This is a genomic window from Paenibacillus sp. 22594, from assembly GCF_052044425.1.
GTDB lineage: Bacteria > Bacillota > Bacilli > Paenibacillales > Paenibacillaceae > Paenibacillus_AQ.
In genome coordinates this window covers 114254-135311 of record NZ_JBQENA010000002.1, presented here as the reverse complement: position 1 = coordinate 135311, position 21058 = coordinate 114254, and the positions used below count along the sequence as shown (strand labels likewise).

Here is a 21058-nt window from a genome sequence, read left to right as displayed (position 1 = left end):
ATAGAAGGATAATGTATAGCGTTGAGTATATAATTTTCAAAAAAAAAGACCCCCAGCAGTGTCTGGAAATCTCTGTTTATACTATAATGATTGCAACATGATTGATAGAGAGGAAGATAGCCGATGCCTTATTGCACTAGCTGTGGCGCAGAATACAAGCAAGGTGCCAAATTTTGCGGAGAATGTGGAGCAAGTACTGAGGGAGATTCAGCTGCGCCTATACGCCGTCCATCTGCTGGAGCGGCACCCGGATCGGGTTCAGGACCTGAAATCGAACTGTGGCAGGGTAAACCAGCCGGTATTTCCGACCGCCTCAAAGGCATTATACGCCTGAACACAACTACATATACGATCACCAGCCAGCGTATTATGGTCAAAACCGGACTGATTGGCAAAGACGTTGAAGAAATCGAATTGCTGCGGGTGAATGACTTCTCTGTGGACCAGTCCATCATGCAGCGTATTCTCGGCATCGGGAGCCTTACGGTATTTTCGGATGACGCTTCATCGCCGCAGCTGATATTGCGCAGAATCCGCCATCCCCAAACCGTAAAGGATGTGCTCCGCAAAGCTGTGCGTGATGAAAAAATCGCCAATAATATCAGCTACCGCGAACAGATCTAAACACCGCCCTGCTTTTTAAGGAAGATAGAATGCCCCGGCCGGAATAACGCCTTTGACCTGTCTGGGGCTTTCCCACATCAGAACCGCCCGCGCATCACCCTGGTTTTCATAATACTCCACCTTCAATTCATGCAGCTTGCCGGCAATCAGATTCACTATACCCTGCCGTTCCTGCCCGCTCTGCTTCACCCAACTGTCAATGACCAGCACCCCATCTATCCACACCCGGATGCCATCGTCTGAAGAGGAATATATCGTATAGCTCTCCGTGTAGGCCGGACTCAGCCAGCCGCTCCAGCGCACAGAGAATACATCGGCTGGAAGCGCCGGATCGGGAGCGGACTGCCGCCAGACAAAGTTAATATCTGCATCGGTCCGGGTAACCGCGGGTGTTCCGCTGAGGGTTGCATTGCTGTAATATTGCCCATACAGTCCCGGCAAAGGGGCAGCTTCGGGCATTGAGGCATATATTGCCGCCTTCGCCGTATATTCATCCAGGGTAAACACAAAGGAATCCTTCATGAAAGACTTGATCGCCACATCACTGTTCTTCTCCAACAGCAGCTTGCCCCAGTTCATCTGGTAAGACCATTTATTCTGGGACTTGGCCAGCACAGCCGGAGACGGAAGCTCCCCATTTTCACCAATCGCAATCAGTTTGCCGCGTCCCAGCTCCCATAGAGTATCTTGATGGCTAACCTTGAAATCCGCATCATAGATATCCATTGCCAGTACATCCACTCTGCTGCTGCCCGGATAATAAATGGCCGGTTCATCTGACCATTGGTTCTTGGCATTGGGGCACCACACCCACAACAAATTATGAAGTTTATGATACGCCGTATACCGTTCGAACATGATGTCCCACAACTGGCTGAACGAGCTTTTCCGCCCCCACCAGAACCAATCGCCGTTCATCTCATGATATGGACGCCAGAGCACCGGCACACCTGCATCATTCAGTTTTTTTAACGACTGCGCTGTCTTGTCCAGATCCGCAATCAGCGTGTTGTACTGGACAGTACCCGGCGTAATATATTTGGCAAAATCCGCTTCACTGAGACTCATTTGGACATTCGACCACGCCGGAGCTGTCCCAGGCAAGTGGGCATGATAAGTCAGCGTCACGATTCCGCCCGCTTTATGCCACTTGATCGCGCTGTCAACCACCGCCTGCCGCTGGCTGTCGATTTGCTGTGCCGTCTGGTTCTCAATAGCTCCCAGCTCATAGCCGTGGATAGCCGCATATTGACCGCTTAGCAACTTCAGCTTGCTGCTGTATTCATCGGGGCTCTCCAGATAATCATGTTGCCCACTGAGCATTCCTTGCCCCTGCAGCCGGTACAACGTTTTCAGCAGCTTCACTGCCGGGAGGGAGAGCGAAGCATCTGCAGGAGCCATCAGCACATTCCGAAAGGCTGCCTGCCACTGCACATCACCCACCAGCCGTGAGGCGGAATCCAGTAAATCCCGAAGTATACGCGATTCCATCTTTTCCACCATCCTATCCCTTTTTTCTACATCATATGGGGACTTGTCGGACAAGTGCACGGCGAATCGACATGAAATCGGCATACCTATCCCACACGGAATCCAAAAACCATGATTCAAGCTATGTATATTTCTTTTTCAGCTATCTGGAATACCTCATTGGCAGTAATCCGACTGCATTCACCTTGGCCAGACTTCCCTCGACAGGTACAATCACCTTGCAATCCTTGCCGTAATCGGCAATCAGCTCTCTGCACATGCCGCATGGCGAGACGACTTGGATCTCACGTTCAGCACTATCGGGATCGGGATGTCTTACCGCAACTATCGTATCAAACTCCTTGTATCCCTCGGATATTGCCTTTCCGATCACCATCGCTTCCGCGCATACGGTAACTCTGGATAGGCTGGCCTCCACATGAACTGCGGTGAAGATCTCACCCGTCTTGGTCCGGAGAGCCGCTCCTACATGATGTCTCTCCCATTCATAACGCTTCTTGATGATTTCCTGTGCGCAGGCAATCAGTGTCTGATCCCCGGCAGTAATCTCGTAATCCATGATCTGTACCTCCTTTTTACTATTTTCAGTATACTAAATGGGACGGTATTTAAGATATACTGGTTAAGCCTACGTTTGGCAAAAGCATAGGCTCACAAAACTTAAGCTTATGCTTTCGAAGCAGTTTTGTTCGAAGCTGTACATTCAGAAGCATAGGCTCACAAAACTTTTAGGGGGCAGCAAAGTGAAGTCCAAGAAATTCATCTCAAGTCTCATCATCACCCTGCTGCTCTTGGCCACCGCTTATTGGTTTGAGGAGAACGACCAGCTTCCTGGCAGTCATTCTACTACAGGAGACACTGATGTTGTCCAGCTGGTGTTCCCCAGTGACCGTTACCCGGAGACAGCCAGGCACATTCAGGATGCCATCCGAAGCGGAGAGTCTCCCATTTGCACTATCGACCGGCAGGAAGCCGAAGAGAACCGCAAAGAATCACTAAAGGGGATCCCGACCAAAAAAGGATATGACCGCGACGAATGGCCGATGGCCATGTGTGAGGAAGGCGGCAGAGGTGCTGACATTGAATACATAACGCCTAAGGACAACCGCGGTGCCGGCAGCTGGGTGGGCAATCAACTGGAGGAGCTGCCTGACGGAACGCGGGTAGAATTCATGTTCAAATAGCCCAGCTTCCGCTATGGTGATTCCCGGATTGATACATGATCCGCAGCAGCTTACACGCTATATCATCCAGCATGGTTAACCTTGACCCGCCGCCAGGCCAGAATCCGTTCCACCTGAAACACACGTGGTCCGCCAGTAGTCAAACAAGTAGCCCGGAGAAGTCCGCCTTTGTGTCCATGCACTTCTATTCTCCGCTGTGTCATTTTGCCTGCCTTATCCTCGTATATAATCTCAACCACCTGACCGATCAGCTTTTCCATATCCTTCGGGCTCAATTGAAGCCCCTCCCTTCAAAGAAACAGAACATTTGTATGTATTATATGCGAACGAGTGTTCCGTATGCAATAATCTGCGAGAAAGATGCATTATTAAAGAAATAGCCCTATCTGGCATTCGCCAGACAGGGCAACATTTGCAGATTGAAGTTCTAGAATATGTTCTAGAATATACAAGCTCTAGTGATAATAACCAGCAGAATGAACAGTACCAGAATCGCACCTGTCGAAGTAAAAGGGCTACAAACCGGCACTACTGGAGGACCTTGATTTACTCCACCGACATTATTACCACAACCGCAACCATAATCTGCTCCCATAGTTAATTCCTCCTCTTAAATATTGACTACAGCACAGAATATGTTGCAGGCTAATGTGCTGCATGGGCCAATTGGCAAAGAAATCCCATACACCTAATCAATTGTGTGAAGAAAGTCGATATACAATTAGGAGAGCTCCTTTTAAGCCATGCTCACAAAACTTAAGACTATGCTTCCGGAGTGAGTTTTGTACGAAGAAAGACAGGAAACCATGCTCACAAAACTTAAGACTATGCTTCCGGAGTGAGTTTTGTACGAAGAAGGACAGGAAGCCATGCTCACAAAACTTTTAGGAGGTGTCAAATGGATATCGCCGCTTTATCAGTATCATTGGGTCAGGCCAGTCTACAACAGGCTGTAGGTCTGCAGGTGCTCAGCATTGCCAAAGATCAGGCAGAGATTCAGGGACAGAATATGGCTCAAATGCTTGGACAGAGCGTACACCCCAACTTGGGAAAAACACTTGATATTAGAGTTTGATTGCTTTATGCTTAGATACATAAGAACACAGGTTCGCGTCACCCTTAAGCCCTTTGGGCTTTTCTTTTGGCCGTGAATACGAACATACGATCTTGTATCTGAGGTGATCAAATGCATTCTTACTATCAAATGACTGCTCTGGAGAAGTGGACGGAAGATTTATATGAACGGCTGGATATCCGTAAGCCGGCACAAATTTCGATTGCATATATTGCCGAGCGCCTGAATATTTGGGTCCATTATTTGGATGTGAGGAGCAAAGGGATTGAGGCCTCTGCCGGTATGTACAGCATGTTTATCGATAACCGGCTTCCGGATGAACTTCAGCGCCTGGAATTTCTGCATGAGCTCTGCCATCTGCTCCGTCATGCCGGCAGCCATACGCTGATGCCTGAGCAATTTAGTCAAGCGGAGAGGGATGAATCGGAACGCTTTATTCTGTATGCGGCAATGCCTTACTCCATGATTTCGAAGATGACTCTGCCTGAACTCCGTGAAGATGCGATTCAGGAGCTTGCTGCTGCTTTTCAGGTTCCCTGCGAGCTGGCTCTGCAGCGGATCGATCAAATTCAGCGGCGTGTGTTCCAGGGCCAGTTGATTGCTGTGATGGAGCGAAACGAGGACAGAAAATTAAGCCACAGACATATTCGGTAAATGCAGAGGAGATAATAATGCAGACATGCATTTATCCGAGATCAGAGCCTATAGGTATCAATGAGCTGACCCCGCCGGCATCCGGTAGGGTCCAAATATCTAAATTGGGGGCCCCACCTTCTTTTACCCATAATCATCTGTCCTCTGCCTCTATAAAATACCCCTCATGCAGCATCGGCACCACAGCACACTTGTCAAGTTGGCAGCAGTACATCACATCTGCTTCATACCCCCGCTCACGCAGTTCACGTGCGCTTGCCGACTCCCAGATCAGCCTCTCTATCTTATGCTTCGAGTATTCATAAGCTCCGGCACAGACCTCCGCTTCCGGCGACAGGCTTCCTTGAAGCTGTGAAATGATTGCTCCTGCAGCCAAGTAGTCTTCAATGCCGGGACGCAGGTTATTTTCCTGATTGACCGCATCGGACCATTTCTCCCCGCAGGCAAGGACGGTGATATCTCTGTTCAGCTTCTGTGCGAATCGAATGGCAGACTCCGCCACAGCCGAGGCGTTCAATAGACAGCCAATGAGCAGAGCGGTAATCTGTGAGGCAGCGGATGTACATAATGCCCCGTTCAATGAGCACATGACATAATTACGTGCCCGATCCCCCGCTCCAAAAGACAAAGGAGACAGCGAATGCCCGCCCTCTCTAAGGGCTTCTGCTCTTCCCCACACCATTTCTGCATTCTTAGCTTGGGCGTAAGCCTTGGCTTGCTCATTTAGGGGTGGCGGGTACGGGTATATGATTGCCTGATGCTGCACCGCAGTCACCACCGTGGAAGAAAAACTAAGCACATCCACGATAATCACAATATCCCCACGTTGCGAAGCTGAACGAGTCCCTCTTGCCCCCCACTCCAGCTTGATTTCATAATCCATTTGGTCATAAAACAAGAAATCTCCTCCTTAATGACAGATAGTCTATACCAAACGTTAAACCCCTAGAACGATAACACCTAGCGTCATATACAAAAAAAGAAACAGCATCAATGCTACATTCCCGCCAATTGCCACCTTTTTGAGCTTAGGCTGTGTATTAACCCTGTTGGTAATTGCCATTAGCAGCCCAAGCGGGCACAAAAAGATGATCATCCCAAACCAAACACCTTGCAGCTTCTCTCCAGCCTCAAAGGGAAATACAAAACTGTAGACCGTAAACAAACCCGTAAGGATGAACAACAGCAATGGCAAAATAGCCCCTAAATTCTTCAAATCATACCTCCTGAAAATATGTATTTGATTATCTCTTAGGTATGCAAGTCCGCGCAATTCTTGGGAATCGAAATCATCACGCTATTGCATCCTTAAGTTGTTTGTTAGTTTGCACCTCACCAAATATAACCTCAAAGGGTTCAGGATAACTCTTACTCCTTGCTATTTCACAACCTCATAATTACCATTTTAACAGCTTATTTTTTTGAATATAAGCTACCAATTCAGTAATTTTAACTAAATTAATTACCTTTTTGGCAATATTGTTTATTTACCAATATGGTAATGCTAATATAATTTGTATCTACTTATTTTCAGCTTATAGAGAGGAGTCGAGATGAGGACTCTCGGTGATCGAATAAAGTACCTCAGAGAAAAAAAGAACATCATCCAAAAGGATTTAGCTGCAACGAGTGGCTTGACTATTGTGCAGCTATCACGGTATGAGACTAACGACAGGAAACCAGACCCTGAATCTCTGAGAAGATTAGCCGACGTACTTGACACAAGTGGCGATTATTTACTAGGACGAACTAATGATCCGAAACCACTTAATCAAAGAGAAATGAATATGTCCTTTTTTGGTGAGCCAGACAAGTACTCAAAGGACGAAATTGAAGAGATGGAAGCAGCATTATTGAAGTACCGTGAAATGAAGAAGCGTGTAACGAATGAAGCAGAGAAGACCATGAAATGAGCAATTCCCTCAGCCGATGAGGAATATTAGGGGATATCAAGGATGGAATTTGCGGATCAGATTAGAGCATTGGCTAAACGAGTTCAAAAAATGAAGGATAGCATTTTGACAGAGGAAGCTACCAAAACTTCTGTGATTATGCCTTTCTTCCAAGCATTAAATTATGATGTGTTTAATCCTGAAGAATTCCTTCCAGAATTCACAGCTGATGTTGGGATTAAAAAAGGTGAAAAAGTTGACTATGCAATAATGCAAAATAAAAAACCTATGATATTAATTGAGGCAAAATCAATAACAGAAATACTCACAAAGCATGATTCTCAGTTATTCAGATATTTTGGAACAACTGTAGCCAAATTTGCAATTTTAACAAATGGAATTATCTATAGATTTTATACTGACCTTGAAGAGCAGAATAAAATGGATGCTACTCCATTCTTTGAATTCAATCTTTTCGACATAAGAGAACATCAAATAGCTGAATTAATTAAATTTAAAAAAGACATATTTGATGTAGAAAGTATCAATACGACTGCATCTGAATTAAAGTATACAATTGAAATCAAGCGATTCTTGAAGGAACAATGGGAAAGCCCAACTGATGACTTTGTTTCAGCAATTTTATCTGATGTATACCCAGGAAAGAAAACAAGACAAGTTATTGAAAAATTTAGTGGCATTGTAAAACGTTCATTCAAAGAATTTGTAAATGATATTTTAAACGATAAACTGCAAACCGCTCTTGCAAATACAAATTCAGATCAGCTTAATAATGAAGTAGCTGTTACTCATGAAATAGTGACAGATATCGAAAATAATAAAGAAAATCTTACTGAAATTGTTACAACTGAGGAAGAACTGGAAGGTTACATAACTGCAAGAATTCTTTTAAAAGATATTATTGCACCAGAGCGTATAAATTACCGCGATAATCTAAGCTATTTCAATATTCTTGTAGACAATAGCATTCGTAAATGGATTTGCCGATTACACTTTAACGGTGCAAACAAGTATATTCAGTTCAATGATGACGATAAAACAATGATAGGTATTAAAGATGTTTCTGAACTGATTTCTTATAAAGAAAAGTTTGTCCAAACCGTTAATAGGTTTATTTAGAATATTTACATAAGTACACAGTCCATCATATCAATTAAGTCAAATGATGGAGTGAAAAAAAGATCAGCCAGTAATGGCTTTTCTTTTCAGAACAAAATAGAACATATGCGCTCATTAAAGATGATCAGCATAACTTTTACCTATATTTAGAAATAACGTTCGAAAAAATAATAGAAGACCAGTATCAAGCGAACGAAATCTTGACTCCATCGAATCTGGACAACTGTTCTTAATTCCTTCCCGACAATTCCAAGAAGACCTTTTCTAATTGTTTGAAACCCCAACATAGCAAAAACCCCTTGCTAGGCAAGGGGTTTTAAGAAGTGGGCCCTACAGGACTCGAACCTGTGACCAATCGGTTATGAGCCGACCGCTCTAACCAACTGAGCTAAGGGCCCGGATCTAGGATTCCGTATATACAATGGCTGTCTGAGAAAATAAAATTGGTTGCGGGGGCAGGATTTGAACCTGCGGCCTTCGGGTTATGAGCCCGACGAGCTACCGGGCTGCTCCACCCCGCGTCAGTAAACATATTCAAACAGCGACAATAGATAATATACATCATATCCGGGTCAAAAGTCAAGGATGATTTTGGTTAATGAGCTCAAGGAAGAAAACGAACCCCATAACGGCCCTTGCGTGAACGGTATATTTCCACAAAACGCGGGTCATGATAGCCATAAATCCAGCCGTCCTGTTCGAGCCTTTTGGCCAGACATCCGGCTTGAAATCTTGTCCTGAACAGCTTCGCGAAGTATATCCAATTCATGATGCCTTCTGCTCCTTCTCCGCAAAATTAAGGTCTCTTTTGTTTCTAAAGATATCATGCCCATATCCCAAAAAATAAGCCGCCGGTTTCCGGCGGCGGCTGTGTAATTTTTGGATACGTTTTATTTTTTCGTAACACTTTTATCAGGCCAGCCATTCTGAAGATCAAAATACTTATCAGGTTCTTTCTGCAGTGCCTTCAACATGAAATTACCCTGTTTCTCCCAAGCTTGAAGTGCACTGGCAACCGTTCGTTTGCCTCGATACACCTCTGTGAATAGTATCTGCCCGGCATCATTAATCTGGGTTATTCCAGGAAGACGCGCCTTCAGACTGTCCATGACCGGGTCACTCGCCGGTAGAGGCTTCTGGATGTAGAATGGGGTAAGATCCAGCGCCTTTTCCGGGAATCCATTATAATCTTTGCGTGCGGTTAACTCGTAACGGTTATGGGCTTTGATTTTGGCAACCTCATTGCTGTTGACGAATTGGATCAGATCCCAGGCATCCTCTTTATTCTGTGCGAGGCTATTGATCGCCATCAAGCTGCCAAGTGTGGTTCCCATCGCTACCCCTGGCTTTTCTGCAAAAGTAGGTACTGAAACGATGCCCCAATCTACAGGCTTGAAATTTTTAATGAGGGATGCATTCCTGTTGGCTAACATAAGTTCGTTGATATAATTGTATTCCCCAACTGCCATGGCAGTTTTGCCTGTCAGAAACAGGTCACCAGCTAAAGGAACAACCTCTTCCAAGTAATTAATCTCATTTAATCCCGGAATGATCTGTTTCTTCATTAGACTGCTGTAGTCGGTCCAAGCCTTACTCCAAGCAGGAGTGTTCACGGTCATTTTCCCGCCTTTATTATCATACATTGCTAGCTGAAGCGGAGAAAGGTAGCTCTGCATATCCCAGAAAGGATCACTCGAATAGCGGTTAAAAGCTAAACCATAGACACGACCTTTGTCCTGTTTGGACACTTTGGTAACCTTTGCCGCGACCGAGAACGCTTTCTCCCAGGTCATTCCGTTTTCAGGGTAGGGCACTCCGGCAGCATCGAATATCTTTTTGTTGTAATAAAGTGCAGTTGAAGAAAATGTAGGCGTCAAGGCATACAGTTCCCCTTTGCCGAGCTCCCGTATACCGTCCAGTACAGTGGGGGCCACATTACTAAGGTCGTAATGGTCACGATCAATCAGAGGCTGCAGTGGGTCCACCAAATTGTGATCGACCATTCTCTTAAGCAGCGTATTATCGCCGATAACCACATCCACAGGTTTAGCACCGCCCATGATAGCCCGCATATCGTCCAGATTATCCGGACTTGTCAAAGGATTTGAGGTGCTGAAGCGGAGCTTCTCTGTATCAATGGCCGGGACAATCTCCAGCTTCACTTCAGGATGCGTCAGTTCATAGAGATCGGTAAACTGCTGGCGGAAATAATTGTCATCCCCCCAGCTCCATAAGTTTCCGATACGCAGCACCCGCTGCCCTTCAGAGACCTTGGAACCCTCGGCGGCGGTAATCCCTCCTGCAGATATCAGCGGCAGCGCCAGTGCCGTACAGATGCCAAGTAACAGCGAGCGTTTGGCTGCCATACTGATTCCCTTACTATTCATGTGTAAATCCCCTCCTGGGCGAAATTCGTTCTCTCCCTTAACGGAAGTGAACCTTTCCTATAATTAGCATTATATAGAGTTACGCGGGCGGGAAAGTTACAGGCAGTTTAAAGATGCACTACGATTTCTTCATAGGATGTAAAAAGAAACGGCTTCGCCGTCCTCTGAAAGAGGCGGCATTCGTTTCTCCAAAAATATAAGGATAATTTACAGCGTGAAACATATAAATTCTTATATTTCCAAAAAAATCCTCACCGTCAGGTGAGGACTTGAAGAGAGCTCTTTATGATTTCAGATCTTACACGCCAAACGACGCCGGATCCTTGCGCCACGATTGCAGCAGCTCCACATCCGTGTCTGCAATGGTTCCCTGGGCCAGAGCCACATCAATCAGGGTGGTGTAGTTGGACAGGGTCTGCAGTGGCACACCCGCTGCAGCGAACGCTTCGGTAGCACGATCCAGCTCATAGCTAAAAATGGCCAGTACAACCAGCGGTATACCTCCCGCTTCCTGAACGGCCTGAGCCGCCTTGATGGAGCTGCCGCCGGTGGAGATCAGGTCCTCGATCACGATGACTTTTTGACCCGGGGTGATCAGCCCTTCGATCTGGTTCTGCTTGCCGTGCCCTTTGGCCTTGTCACGGATATAAGCCATCGGCAGGTTAAGCTTGTCTGCTACCCAGGCAGCATGTGGAATGCCAGCGGTAGCCGTACCTGCAATCACTTCGGCATCCGGATAAGTGCTGGCAATCGTTTCTACAAAGGCATCGGCGATGTAACCCCTGACTTCAGGGAAGGACAGCGTCAGACGATTGTCACAATAGATGGGTGATTTAATACCGGAGGTCCAGGTAAAAGGGTCCTGCGGACGCAGCGCCACCGCGCCGATCTTCAGCAGGTAACGGGCAACTTGTTCACTTTTATTCAATAATGGGCTCATGCTTGGCTCATCTCCTCAATAATGTTAAGTGCGGCCTGACGCGGGTCTGCCGAAGCCGTAATCGGGCGTCCGACTACCAGGAAGTGGCTTCCCTGAAGGATTGCTTGTCCTGGTGTCATCACACGGGACTGGTCATCCATGGATGACCCTGCAGGACGAATTCCCGGCGTTACTGTGCGGAACTCTGGTCCGCAGGCAGCGGCGATTACCGCTGCTTCCTGCGGTGAGGCCACCACGCCGTGCAAGCCTGCTTCTGCTGCAAGCTTGGCATAGCGCACAACGGTATCCGTTACCGCACCTGAGATGCCAATCTCAGTGTTCATGATCTCCTGGCTGGTGCTCGTAAGCTGTGTTACTGCGATAATAAGTGGAATATGCAGCGATGGATGCAGGCTGGCCGCCTTGGCCGCGCCTTCCAGCGCAGCAGCCATCATTGCCGTCCCCCCGGCTGCGTGCACGTTGAACATATCCACCCCCAGCATGGTTAAGCTCTCTGCTCCGCCACGGACCGTATTCGGGATATCATGCATTTTGACATCCAGGAATACGGAATAGCCACGTGCCTTCAGCTCTCTGATGAAGTCCGGACCCGCCGCATAAAACAGCTGCATGCCCACCTTCAAATAGCATGGAATGCCTTCCAGCTTCTCGATCAAAAGTTTCGCTTGCGCGACATCCGGATAATCGAGGGCAACCATGAGGCGGCCCGCCATTTCCTCCCGCTTCTCCACTTGTCCGATATTCTCATGCCTGTGCTGCTGTGTAACCGTCTGATCCACTTTCATATCCTCTCCTTTGGTCATCGTCTATCGCTCCTTGCCCTTGGGCTAATTAATCTCAGCAGCAGCCTCCACTTTACTAGGATTTATCCCCGGGCGCAGCGGAACGGTCTGCGCTAACGCAAACCGTCCCTGTGGCCCGCCCGAAAGGCTGCCTTGTTCATTCATAGATTATTGTCCGACAAAAGCAGGCATCGACTGCGACGAGAAGTTGATCGTCTCGAGCATTCTCAGGAGCGCCGTTACCGTATCAAGCGATGTCATACATACAACACCATTCTCTACCGCTTCACGGCGGATGCGGAAGCCGTCGCGCTCCGGCGTTTTGCCCTTGGTCAGGGTATTGAAGACGAAGTTGGCTTGACCGCCGCGGATCAAATCGAGGATGGTCGGCTCTCCTTCATCCAGCTTGTTGACATTCATCACGTTCAGGCCCGCTTGTTCAAGCGCAAGCGCTGTGCCGCCTGTGGCAATGATTTTGTAGCCCATGGCGTGGAAGCCCTTCATCAGTTCAACCGCTTCTGCCTTGTCTTTGTCCGCTACCGTAACGATGATGGCTCCGGTTGCCGGAATTTTCATGCCCGCTCCGATCAGCCCTTTATAAAGAGCTTTGGCGTACAGCTTGTCGCGGCCCATAACCTCTCCGGTTGATTTCATTTCTGGACCGAGCGTAGGCTCTACTCTGCGCAGTTTGGCAAAAGAGAACACGGGTACTTTTACCGAAACATAGTCGCTCTCCGGCCATAGGCCTTCTGTATAACCGTCCTCTTTCAGCTTGCCGCCGAGGATGATTTTGGTAGCCAGATGGGCCATCGGAATGCCGGTCACCTTGCTGAGGAAAGGAACCGTACGCGAGGAGCGCGGGTTAACCTCGATGACGTACACTTCATTTTGATAGATAACGAACTGGATGTTTACCAGCCCGATGGTCTTCAGCTCTTTGGCGATCTTAATGGTAATCTCCGCAATCTTCTGCTTCAGGCCTTCATCCAGATACTGCGGCGGATAGACGGCGATGGAGTCGCCGGAGTGAACGCCTGCGCGCTCTACATGCTCCATAATGCCCGGAATTACTACCGTGTCACCGTCGCAGATGGCATCTACCTCAACCTCTTTGCCGAGCATGTAACGGTCGATTAGCACCGGATGCTCCGGGTTGACCTTCACCGCTTCAACCATATAGCTCAGCAGCTCTGTATCGTTGTAGACAATCTCCATTGCACGGCCGCCCAGCACATAGGAAGGACGAACCAGGACCGGATAACCGAGCGATTGAGCAGTTTCGACAGCCTCATCAATGTTGATAACGGTCTTGCCCTTCGGTTGGGCGATATCCAGACGCGCCAGCAGCGCTTCAAATTTTTTGCGGTTCTCGGCTTCATCGATGCTCTCCAGGCTGGTACCCAGAATATTCACACCCGCCGCAGCCAGCGGTGCTGCCAGGTTGATCGCGGTCTGTCCACCGAACTGGACAATAACGCCGATTGGATTTTCCTGTGCAATAACGTTCATAACATCCTCAAAGAATAATGGCTCAAAATACAGCCGGTCCGAGGTATTGAAATCCGTAGATACTGTTTCTGGATTGTTATTGATAATTACAGCTTCATAGCCGGCTTTTTGAATTGCCCATACCGCATGCACCGTAGAGTAATCGAATTCGATACCCTGGCCGATCCGGATTGGACCGGAACCAAGCACAATGACCTTCTGCTTATCGGAATGAATAACCTCATTTTCTGTTTCGTAAGTCGAGTAGTAGTATGGCGTTGAGGCTTCAAATTCGGCAGCGCAGGTATCAACCATTTTGAATACCGGAACCAGTCCTTGCTGAATACGCATCACGCGGACTTCGGACTCTTTGGTCTGTTCAAGACCGGAACGTCCTTCCGCCCGGATCTCGGCAATGGCCCGGTCCGTGAAGCCTTTACGCTTGGCTTGATACAGTGTTTCCGGTGACAGCGTTTCTTCGCTGCGGATCTCATCTTCAAAGTTCACGAGACCCTCGATCTTGGAGAGGAACCACCAATCCACACTTGTGATGTCCTGAATCTCCTGCAAACCATAACCGCGGCGGAAGGCCTCAGCGATCAGGAACAAACGCTCATCATCCGGTTTGGCGAGCCTTGTGCGAAGCACGCTGTCCTCCAGTAGCTCAGCACCCGGCAGGTGGAAACGGTGCACACCGATTTCCAGGGAACGGATTGCCTTGTGAATCGACTCTTCAAACGTACGGCCAATCGCCATCACCTCACCGGTTGCCTTCATCTGTGTACCCAGTTTGCGGTTGGCATAGATGAACTTATCAAACGGCCAGCGTGGGATTTTGCTCACGATGTAGTCGAGTGTTGGCTCGAAGCAGGCATAGGTCTGGCCGGTAACCGGATTGACAATTTCATCGAGCGTGTAGCCTAAGGCGATTTTGGCTGCCATTTTGGCGATCGGATAACCAGTCGCTTTGGACGCCAGCGCCGAGGAACGGCTGACACGCGGGTTCACTTCAATCACGTAATACTGGTAGCTCTGCGGATCGAGCGCGAACTGCACGTTGCATCCGCCTTCGATGTTCAGCGCACGGATGATCTTTAGCGAAGCGCTGCGCAGCATCTGGTACTCACGGTCGGACAAGGTCTGGCTTGGCGCTACGACGATACTGTCGCCTGTATGCACGCCAACCGGATCAAAGTTCTCCATGTTGCACACCACGATGCAGTTGTCGTTCGCGTCGCGCATCACCTCGTACTCTACTTCCTTCATTCCGGCGATGCTCTTCTCCACCAGGCATTGGCCGATCGGACTATAGCGGATCCCTGCCTTTACGGTCTCGCGCAGTTCTTCCTCGTTGTCACAAATTCCGCCGCCAGTTCCTCCCAGCGTATAGGCTGGACGAACGATCAGCGGATAGCCGATGCCTGCTGCAAAGTCCATGGCTTCGTCCACACTGGTAATAATGGAGCTTTCCGGTACCGGCTGCTCCAGCTCGCGCATCAGTTCACGGAACAAGTCGCGGTCTTCCGCCTTCTCGATGGATTCGAGCTGTGTACCCAGCAGCTTCACGTTCTCCGTTTCCAGCACGCCAGCGCGTGCCAGTTCTACAGCCATATTCAGGCCGGTCTGTCCGCCAAGCGTAGGCAGCAGTCCGTCCGGACGCTCTTGGCGGATAATTGCGGTAACGAATTCAAGAGTAATCGGCTCGATATATACCTTGTCAGCCATATTGGTGTCTGTCATGATCGTGGCCGGGTTGCTGTTGATCAGCACAACCTCTACGCCTTCTTCTTTGAGGGCCTGACAGGCCTGGGTTCCGGCATAGTCGAACTCGGCGGCCTGGCCGATGACGATCGGGCCGGAGCCGATCACGAGAATCTTTTTAAGCTTATCGTTCTTTGGCATGTTATAGAGCTCCTTTCACGGCTTCAAGCTGCGGTGTAATGTTCGGTGCCGTGATTCTGGCATTGGCTGCAAGCTGCGCCTGGCGCGAGCCTGCCGGTGTCTTAGCCTTGTGATCGGCAATCATCTGCAGGAAACGGTCGAACAAATAGCTGCTGTCATGCGGTCCCGGCGCCGCTTCCGGATGATACTGCACCGAAAATGCGGGGTAGCGGGTATGTCTCAGTCCTTCGACGGTCTTATCATTATTGTTGATGTGAGTCACTTCAAGCTCGGTTTTCAGCACTGACTCCTCGTTCACCGTGTAGCCATGGTTCTGGGAGGTGATGAAGCAGCGTCCGCTTTCGAGTTCTTTTACGGGATGGTTGCCTCCGCGGTGGCCGAATTTAAGCTTCTCCGTATCTGCGCCGCAGGCCAGTGCGAATAATTGATGTCCCAGGCAGATCCCGAAGATCGGATATTCGCCAAGCAGCTCAGAGATCGTTTTTACGGCGTAAGGCACATCCTTGGGATCCCCAGGGCCGTTGGACAGCTGAATACCGTCCGGGTTCAGTCTGCGAATCTCATCGGCGGTTGCATCATGCGGCACTACAACTACATCACAGCCGCGGCTGTTCAGCTCGCGCAGAATACCGGTCTTCGCACCGTAGTCAACAAGCACAATCCGCTCCTTGTTGCCTGGGCTGCTGTAGGTCTTAGTGGTGGAAGTGCGTGCCACCTGGTTGCGCAGTTCTTCAATAGTGGTGTCGCCCATCATTTCCATTAGCTCTTCCACACGCTTATTGGAGGTGGTAAGGATAGCCTTCATGGTGCCATGGTGGCGGATTATGCGGGTGAGCATCCGGGTATCGATCTCGCTGATTCCGGGAATGCCATATTCCTTCAGCAAGTCGTCTACGCTATACTCGGCGCGCCAGTTGCTGGGAACCGTCTCATGGCGGCGCACGACAAAGCCGTGCACGAATGGACGCACAGATTCAAAATCATCGCGGGTAATGCCGTAGTTTCCGATCAGCGGATAAGTCATGGTCACGATCTGGCCGCAGTAGGAAGGGTCTGACAGCACCTCCTGATAACCTGTAATCCCTGTGTTAAAAACAACCTCGCCCGTCTTTTCACCTTCCGCGCCAAATGCGGTACCTGTGAACAGCGTTCCGTCCTGAAGCAGCAATCTCGCCTGCATTTCCTTCCACTCCTTCTTGTTTCTATAGTCTGGTTCTTGTATCTTGCCTGGATTTCCGGAGCAAGCGCGCGAAAATGCCGCCGTATGTTAAGGCCTAACCCCATACAGCCGGCCGCTTCGCTCTACCAGTCCGTCCGTTATTCTTCAGTCCATACGGCTGTGCCGTTTACCCATGTCTTAACCGGCCAGCCTTTAAGCTTCCATCCGGCAAAAGGAGTATTGCGCCCTTTGCTGGCAAATGAAGCGGGATTCACTTCTTTTTCTTCCGTTAGATCAATCAGTGTCAAATCCGCTGGCAAGCCCACCGTCAGACTGCCTGTATTCAGCCGGAATACCCGGGCCGGATCAGCCGTCATACGCTGTACCAGAAGCGACAGGTCCCATTTGCCGGTGGCTACAAAAGCCGTATAAAGCAGCGGGAACGCTGTCTCAAACCCGACGATGCCGAAAGGCGCAAGCTGCATGCCTTTAGCCTTTTCTTCTTCGCTGTGCGGCGCATGGTCGGTGACGATGATGTCCAGCGTGCCATCCAGCAGACCGGCGATGCAGGCTTCCACATCACGGCGCGAGCGCAGCGGCGGGTTCATTTTCCAATTGGCATCCATGCCCGGAATATCCTCTTCCGAGAGCAGCAGATGATGCGGACATACCTCTGCAGTTACCTTTATGCCAATTTCTTTGGCCTGGCGGATGAGCCGGACAGATTGTTCTGTACTGACATGGCAGACATGGTAGTGTACTCCTGTTGCTTCAGCGAGCAGAATATCACGTCCGACATGAATGGCCTCCGACTCATTCGGAATTCCTTTCAAACCGTGCTTATCGGCAAAAGTGCCTTCAGCTACCGCGCAGCCTTCCACCAGCGAATTATCCTCACAGTGGGCAATTACCGGCATATCCAGCCCTGCCGCGATTTTCATCGCATCCTTCATCATCTGGGCGTTCTGAACGCCTACACCGTCATCCGTGAACCCAATCGCCCCAGCCTCTTTCAAGGCGGCAAAATCAGTCAGTTCGCGCCCAAGCTCATTTTTCGTAATCGCTGCATAAGGAAGCACCTTCACCAGTCCGGCTTCATCCGCTTTATCCTTCACGAATTTCACAACTTCAGCACTATCCGTTACAGGACGGGTATTCGGCATACAGGCAATGGTGGTAAAACCGCCTTTGGCAGCCGAACGTGCCCCCGACTCAATAGTTTCCTTATGCTCAAAACCCGGCTCCCGCAGATGCACATGCATATCGATCAGCCCCGGAATCAGCAGCTTGCCTTCCGCTTCTATGATTTCCCCGGCTTCGTCCACGGCCTCGTTGCCGTTCTTGATCGCTGAGATGATTCCATCCTGTACTACGATATGTTTGCGCTCTAGCACGCCTTCCTCATTCAGTACACTGGCGTTCTTGATGATCACGGTTATGATTCTCCTTCTACCCGCAGGCGATCGGCCCCGAGCTCTGTAGTTATTATATAATAAAAATTCATCTTTGTGTATATTTATTAATGAGATTATGTTAGGTTTTTTAGAGGATTGCTCTTTCCATTACTGCCATGCGCACAGGCACGCCATTCGCCATCTGAGGGAAAATCCGCGATTTGTCGCTCTCCACGACGGCATCGTCAATTTCGACATTCCGGTTCACCGGTGCAGGGTGCATAATGATGGTACTCTTGTCCAGCTTCGCAGCGCGCTCTTCCGTAAGTCCGAACTGTTTCCGGTATTCTTCCGCCGATAGCACGATACCCGAAGCATGGCGTTCCAGCTGTACACGCAGCATCATGACCACATCTGCTTTCAGTGCTTCTTCCATGCTTACATAAGGCGCGAACTCCGCAAGCTCGGGAGCCTTCATGTTATCCGGTGCACAAAACTGCACCTTGGCGCCCATCTTCGTCAATCCCCAGAGGTTCGAGCGGGCCACCCGGCTATGCATAATATCCCCGATAATCGAGACTTTAAGGCCCTTTAACTCTCCAAAATTCTTGCTCATGGTGTACATATCCAGCAGTGCCTGTGTCGGATGCTCGTTATTGCCATCCCCCGCATTGATCAGCGGGACCGACACCTTTTCTGCCAGCTGCTGCAGCACCCCTGCGGGCTTCAAACGCACTACTCCGGCGTCTATACCCATTGATTCCAGCGTGCGTACGGTGTCGTAGATTGATTCGCCTTTTTCTACACTGGAAGCCGCAGCCGTAAAGTTAAGAACTTGAACGCCCAGGCGTTTCTCAGCCATTTCGAAGGAAAACCGGGTCCGCGTGCTGTTCTCAAAAAACATGTTGGCTACAAAATGCGACCTCAGCACCGGTGTCAGCTTCTCGGCTTGATTGTCCCAGTACGCTGTTCTGTTCAAAAGCTGCATAATCTCTGTCCGGTCCAGCTCTTTAATCCCCAGCAGACTGCGTTCCTTCACCTTGGTTGCGGTCATCATTGTTATCGTTCCTCCCGGTTGGAAATAATGTAAACTTCATCCTTGCCATCGAACTCGGTCAGCGCCACTTCGATTTGCTCATGTTTGGAGGTAGGTACGTTTTTGCCGATATAGTCCGGCCGGATCGGAAGCTCACGGTGTCCGCGGTCTGCAAGCACTGCCAGTTGGATCATCCGTGGCCGTCCGCAATCCATCAGTGCGTCCATGGCAGCACGTATTGTACGGCCTGTGTACAGGACATCATCGAACAAAATCACTTTCTTGTCATGGATGCTGCTTGACCCGGCTGGGAAAGTCAGATTGCTGTTCACCACCGTACGGTCCATGGCTTCGCGGTTGTCTCCGCCGCTCTCGCGGTCATCGCGGTAATGCGTGATGTCCAGCTCGCCGTAAGGAATCTCGATCCCTTCAATCTCCTTAATACGTTCCGCAATCCGCTGCGCCAGAAACACTCCGCGGGTACGGATTCCCACCAGCAGGCAATTTTCAATACCCTTGTTCTTCTCCAAAATCTCATGGGCAATGCGTGACAGCGCCCGGCGGATTGCCGTTTCGTCCATAATCACATTTTTCTCAGTAACCATCATCCCTGCCATCCTCCTGCTTGATCGCCTGTTCAAGTTCCGCGGATAACAAAAAACTCCTTGCCCGAAGCAGGCAAGGAGTGAAATCCGCAGATTCAAAAAGATGGCGTGTCCGCGCGTATATAAAGACCCTCCGTACACATACGGATTCCTCTCTACATGTCGCGAACCTCGATTCACGTTACCTTGCCAGCCTCACGGGACTGAATTAAAGGCGCATATTCAACTACAGAAATTATGACAGATGTTGCGGCGGGTGTCAAATAGGAGGAGGAACTAAAAAACACAGTTTGTTATGTGACGGCCGCAACTGCGGGGAATGTTTGGACTTCCGGCCGCTGTTAGGTTTGGATTTTTTAAATTTGTTCCGCTGTCTGCGGTTAAAATCCAAACCTAAAGGCGGACGCTCCGCTCCTACAGAAATTTATTTAAAAAGGAATTTTTAATACTAACTAATAAAATCTCGGGTATCAGAACAATAAATATAAATGCTAGTATTATAAACGGCAATGAATTACTGAACATTATAGCAGCCTGTCCTTCTTTTGTGCGCTCAATAAGTAACCACCACAGAGGTACTGCTATAACCCACATTAATATTGTTGATGTAATTAATTGGCGCAAGTTATCCCAGAGCAAGCAAAAAAGAATCGTTACAATTATAGGAATTAACCAGGAATCTAGTGTGCCTCTTAAGCATAGTAACCAAAATATTGTAAAGGGATAAAGAAGTGTAATTATTATTCGAAACATCTTACTGTTGTTGCGAAATCTCATTATCCATCACCACCTTATCAAGGGAGACACGATTCCTGGAGAAACAATTAGGGTCTACAGATTGCTATATACTTTTGAGCGCTTTTTCTATTTTCTCTCCGTACTTTGTTTCGTTTAGCTTGGGTGTTCGAGTTTTTGAATCAACATGGCTGTAATAAAGAACTAAATACTTTCCAGATTGATAAACAATTGGTGCGTGGGAACTGAGAAGCTGAATGCTCTCTTCAAAGAACTTTTTTCCAATTTCTTGTTTTTCCTCCGACCCAAAATCGTAAACCCTTATGATTTCCTCGTTATTCAGTTTATAGCTAACAGGTTGAATACCATCAAGATTCTTGTCTCCAGGTGATTTAATTTGTGTAATGTTCTTTTCTAGGGACTTTATGGCTTCATTTGCGGAAGAATACTTTTGTTGAGAAGAACAAGCGATCAGAAATAATAAGCTAATTAACGTAACGAAAAAAAGTTTTTTCATGTAATAACCCTCCCTTTTTTTGTTAACCTAGAATCAATAAAGCGTGAGTCGAA

At 48.7% G+C, this 21058-nt stretch carries 21 protein-coding genes and 2 tRNA genes; 6 read left to right on the top strand and 17 right to left on the bottom strand.

What is annotated here, in order from left to right; all coding sequences use genetic code 11:
• Positions 1-123: 123 nt before the first annotated feature.
• Complete coding sequence (locus ACTJKB_RS07440) at positions 124-624, top strand: PH domain-containing protein (protein ID WP_440832925.1); 501 nt, start codon at positions 124-126, stop codon at positions 622-624.
• 15 nt (positions 625-639) lie between these two features.
• Here the strand turns inward: ACTJKB_RS07440 and ACTJKB_RS07435 are convergent, their stop codons facing one another.
• Together ACTJKB_RS07435 and ACTJKB_RS07430 are read right to left on the bottom strand one after the other, a co-directional pair.
• Complete coding sequence (locus ACTJKB_RS07435; RefSeq protein WP_440832923.1) at positions 640-2115, bottom strand: glycosyl hydrolase; 1476 nt, start codon at positions 2113-2115, stop codon at positions 640-642.
• Positions 2116-2257: 142 nt separating this feature from the next.
• A complete protein-coding gene (locus ACTJKB_RS07430; RefSeq protein ID WP_440832921.1) occupies positions 2258-2674 on the bottom strand; it encodes a cytidine deaminase in 417 nt (138 codons plus the stop codon).
• Between the two features lie 184 nt (positions 2675-2858).
• Here ACTJKB_RS07430 and ACTJKB_RS07425 point away from each other — a divergent pair, with 184 nt between their 5' ends.
• Positions 2859-3299, top strand: a complete 441-nt coding sequence (locus ACTJKB_RS07425; RefSeq protein WP_440832919.1) for a NucA/NucB deoxyribonuclease domain-containing protein — start codon at positions 2859-2861, stop codon at positions 3297-3299.
• A 62-nt stretch (positions 3300-3361) separates the two neighbouring features.
• Here ACTJKB_RS07425 and ACTJKB_RS07420 read toward each other — a convergent pair whose 3' ends face one another.
• The gene (locus ACTJKB_RS07420) at positions 3362-3574 is read right to left on the bottom strand and encodes a hypothetical protein (RefSeq protein WP_440832918.1); all 213 of its coding nucleotides are present in this window, start codon (positions 3572-3574) and stop codon (positions 3362-3364) included.
• Positions 3575-4197: 623 nt separating this feature from the next.
• Between ACTJKB_RS07420 and ACTJKB_RS07415 the strand changes: the two genes are divergently transcribed.
• Positions 4198-4374 (top strand): YjfB family protein, encoded by a 177-nt coding sequence (locus tag ACTJKB_RS07415; RefSeq protein WP_440832916.1) that lies wholly within the window; start codon positions 4198-4200, stop codon positions 4372-4374.
• Positions 4375-4485: 111 nt separating this feature from the next.
• A complete protein-coding gene (locus tag ACTJKB_RS07410; RefSeq protein WP_074085625.1) occupies positions 4486-5028 on the top strand; it encodes an ImmA/IrrE family metallo-endopeptidase in 543 nt (180 codons plus the stop codon).
• Between the two features lie 133 nt (positions 5029-5161).
• Here the strand turns inward: ACTJKB_RS07410 and ACTJKB_RS07405 are convergent, their stop codons facing one another.
• Positions 5162-5926, bottom strand: a complete 765-nt coding sequence (locus ACTJKB_RS07405) for a 2-phosphosulfolactate phosphatase (protein WP_440832914.1) — start codon at positions 5924-5926, stop codon at positions 5162-5164.
• Between the two features lie 39 nt (positions 5927-5965).
• A complete protein-coding gene (locus ACTJKB_RS07400; RefSeq protein ID WP_440832913.1) occupies positions 5966-6244 on the bottom strand; it encodes a hypothetical protein in 279 nt (92 codons plus the stop codon).
• A 337-nt stretch (positions 6245-6581) separates the two neighbouring features.
• Between ACTJKB_RS07400 and ACTJKB_RS07395 the strand changes: the two genes are divergently transcribed.
• Positions 6582-6941, top strand: a complete 360-nt coding sequence (locus tag ACTJKB_RS07395) for a helix-turn-helix domain-containing protein (protein ID WP_440832911.1) — start codon at positions 6582-6584, stop codon at positions 6939-6941.
• Between the two features lie 42 nt (positions 6942-6983).
• Complete coding sequence (locus ACTJKB_RS07390; protein WP_440832909.1) at positions 6984-8060, top strand: type I restriction endonuclease; 1077 nt, start codon at positions 6984-6986, stop codon at positions 8058-8060.
• A 324-nt stretch (positions 8061-8384) separates the two neighbouring features.
• Here the strand turns inward: ACTJKB_RS07390 and ACTJKB_RS07385 are convergent.
• The 12 genes from ACTJKB_RS07385 to ACTJKB_RS07330 all read right to left on the bottom strand — a co-directional run bounded on the left by ACTJKB_RS07385 (position 8385) and on the right by ACTJKB_RS07330 (position 21005).
• A tRNA-Ile gene (locus tag ACTJKB_RS07385) sits at positions 8385-8458 on the bottom strand.
• A gap of 46 nt (positions 8459-8504) precedes the next feature.
• Positions 8505-8581: transfer RNA gene (locus tag ACTJKB_RS07380), tRNA-Met, on the bottom strand.
• An 83-nt stretch (positions 8582-8664) separates the two neighbouring features.
• Positions 8665-8829: a hypothetical protein gene (locus ACTJKB_RS07375; protein WP_019909365.1), complete on the bottom strand. Its 165-nt coding sequence runs from the start codon at positions 8827-8829 to the stop codon at positions 8665-8667.
• 121 nt (positions 8830-8950) lie between these two features.
• On the bottom strand, positions 8951-10447 hold the full coding sequence (locus ACTJKB_RS07370) for an extracellular solute-binding protein (protein WP_440832906.1): 1497 nt from the start codon (positions 10445-10447) through the stop codon (positions 8951-8953).
• Between the two features lie 298 nt (positions 10448-10745).
• Positions 10746-11387, bottom strand: coding sequence for an orotate phosphoribosyltransferase (gene pyrE / locus ACTJKB_RS07365; protein ID WP_074085628.1), 642 nt, complete (start codon positions 11385-11387; stop codon positions 10746-10748).
• Positions 11384-12100, bottom strand: coding sequence for an orotidine-5'-phosphate decarboxylase (gene pyrF, locus ACTJKB_RS07360; RefSeq protein WP_440833862.1), 717 nt, complete (start codon positions 12098-12100; stop codon positions 11384-11386). Before pyrF ends, pyrE begins: the two co-directional genes overlap by 4 nt.
• 237 nt (positions 12101-12337) lie before the next feature.
• Complete coding sequence (gene carB / locus ACTJKB_RS07355; RefSeq protein WP_440832904.1) at positions 12338-15559, bottom strand: carbamoyl-phosphate synthase large subunit; 3222 nt, start codon at positions 15557-15559, stop codon at positions 12338-12340.
• Position 15560: 1 nt separating this feature from the next.
• A complete protein-coding gene (gene carA / locus ACTJKB_RS07350; protein ID WP_440832902.1) occupies positions 15561-16739 on the bottom strand; it encodes a glutamine-hydrolyzing carbamoyl-phosphate synthase small subunit in 1179 nt (392 codons plus the stop codon).
• A 137-nt stretch (positions 16740-16876) separates the two neighbouring features.
• Positions 16877-18157, bottom strand: a complete 1281-nt coding sequence (locus ACTJKB_RS07345) for a dihydroorotase (RefSeq protein WP_440833861.1) — start codon at positions 18155-18157, stop codon at positions 16877-16879.
• 103 nt (positions 18158-18260) lie between these two features.
• The gene (locus ACTJKB_RS07340) at positions 18261-19169 is read right to left on the bottom strand and encodes an aspartate carbamoyltransferase catalytic subunit (RefSeq protein ID WP_440832900.1); all 909 of its coding nucleotides are present in this window, start codon (positions 19167-19169) and stop codon (positions 18261-18263) included.
• Between the two features lie 2 nt (positions 19170-19171).
• Complete coding sequence (gene pyrR, locus ACTJKB_RS07335; RefSeq protein WP_074112284.1) at positions 19172-19753, bottom strand: bifunctional pyr operon transcriptional regulator/uracil phosphoribosyltransferase PyrR; 582 nt, start codon at positions 19751-19753, stop codon at positions 19172-19174.
• Between the two features lie 841 nt (positions 19754-20594).
• Entirely contained in the window at positions 20595-21005 is a 411-nt protein-coding gene (locus ACTJKB_RS07330; RefSeq protein ID WP_440832899.1) for a hypothetical protein, read from the bottom strand.
• Between the last annotated feature and the right edge of the window lie 53 nt (positions 21006-21058).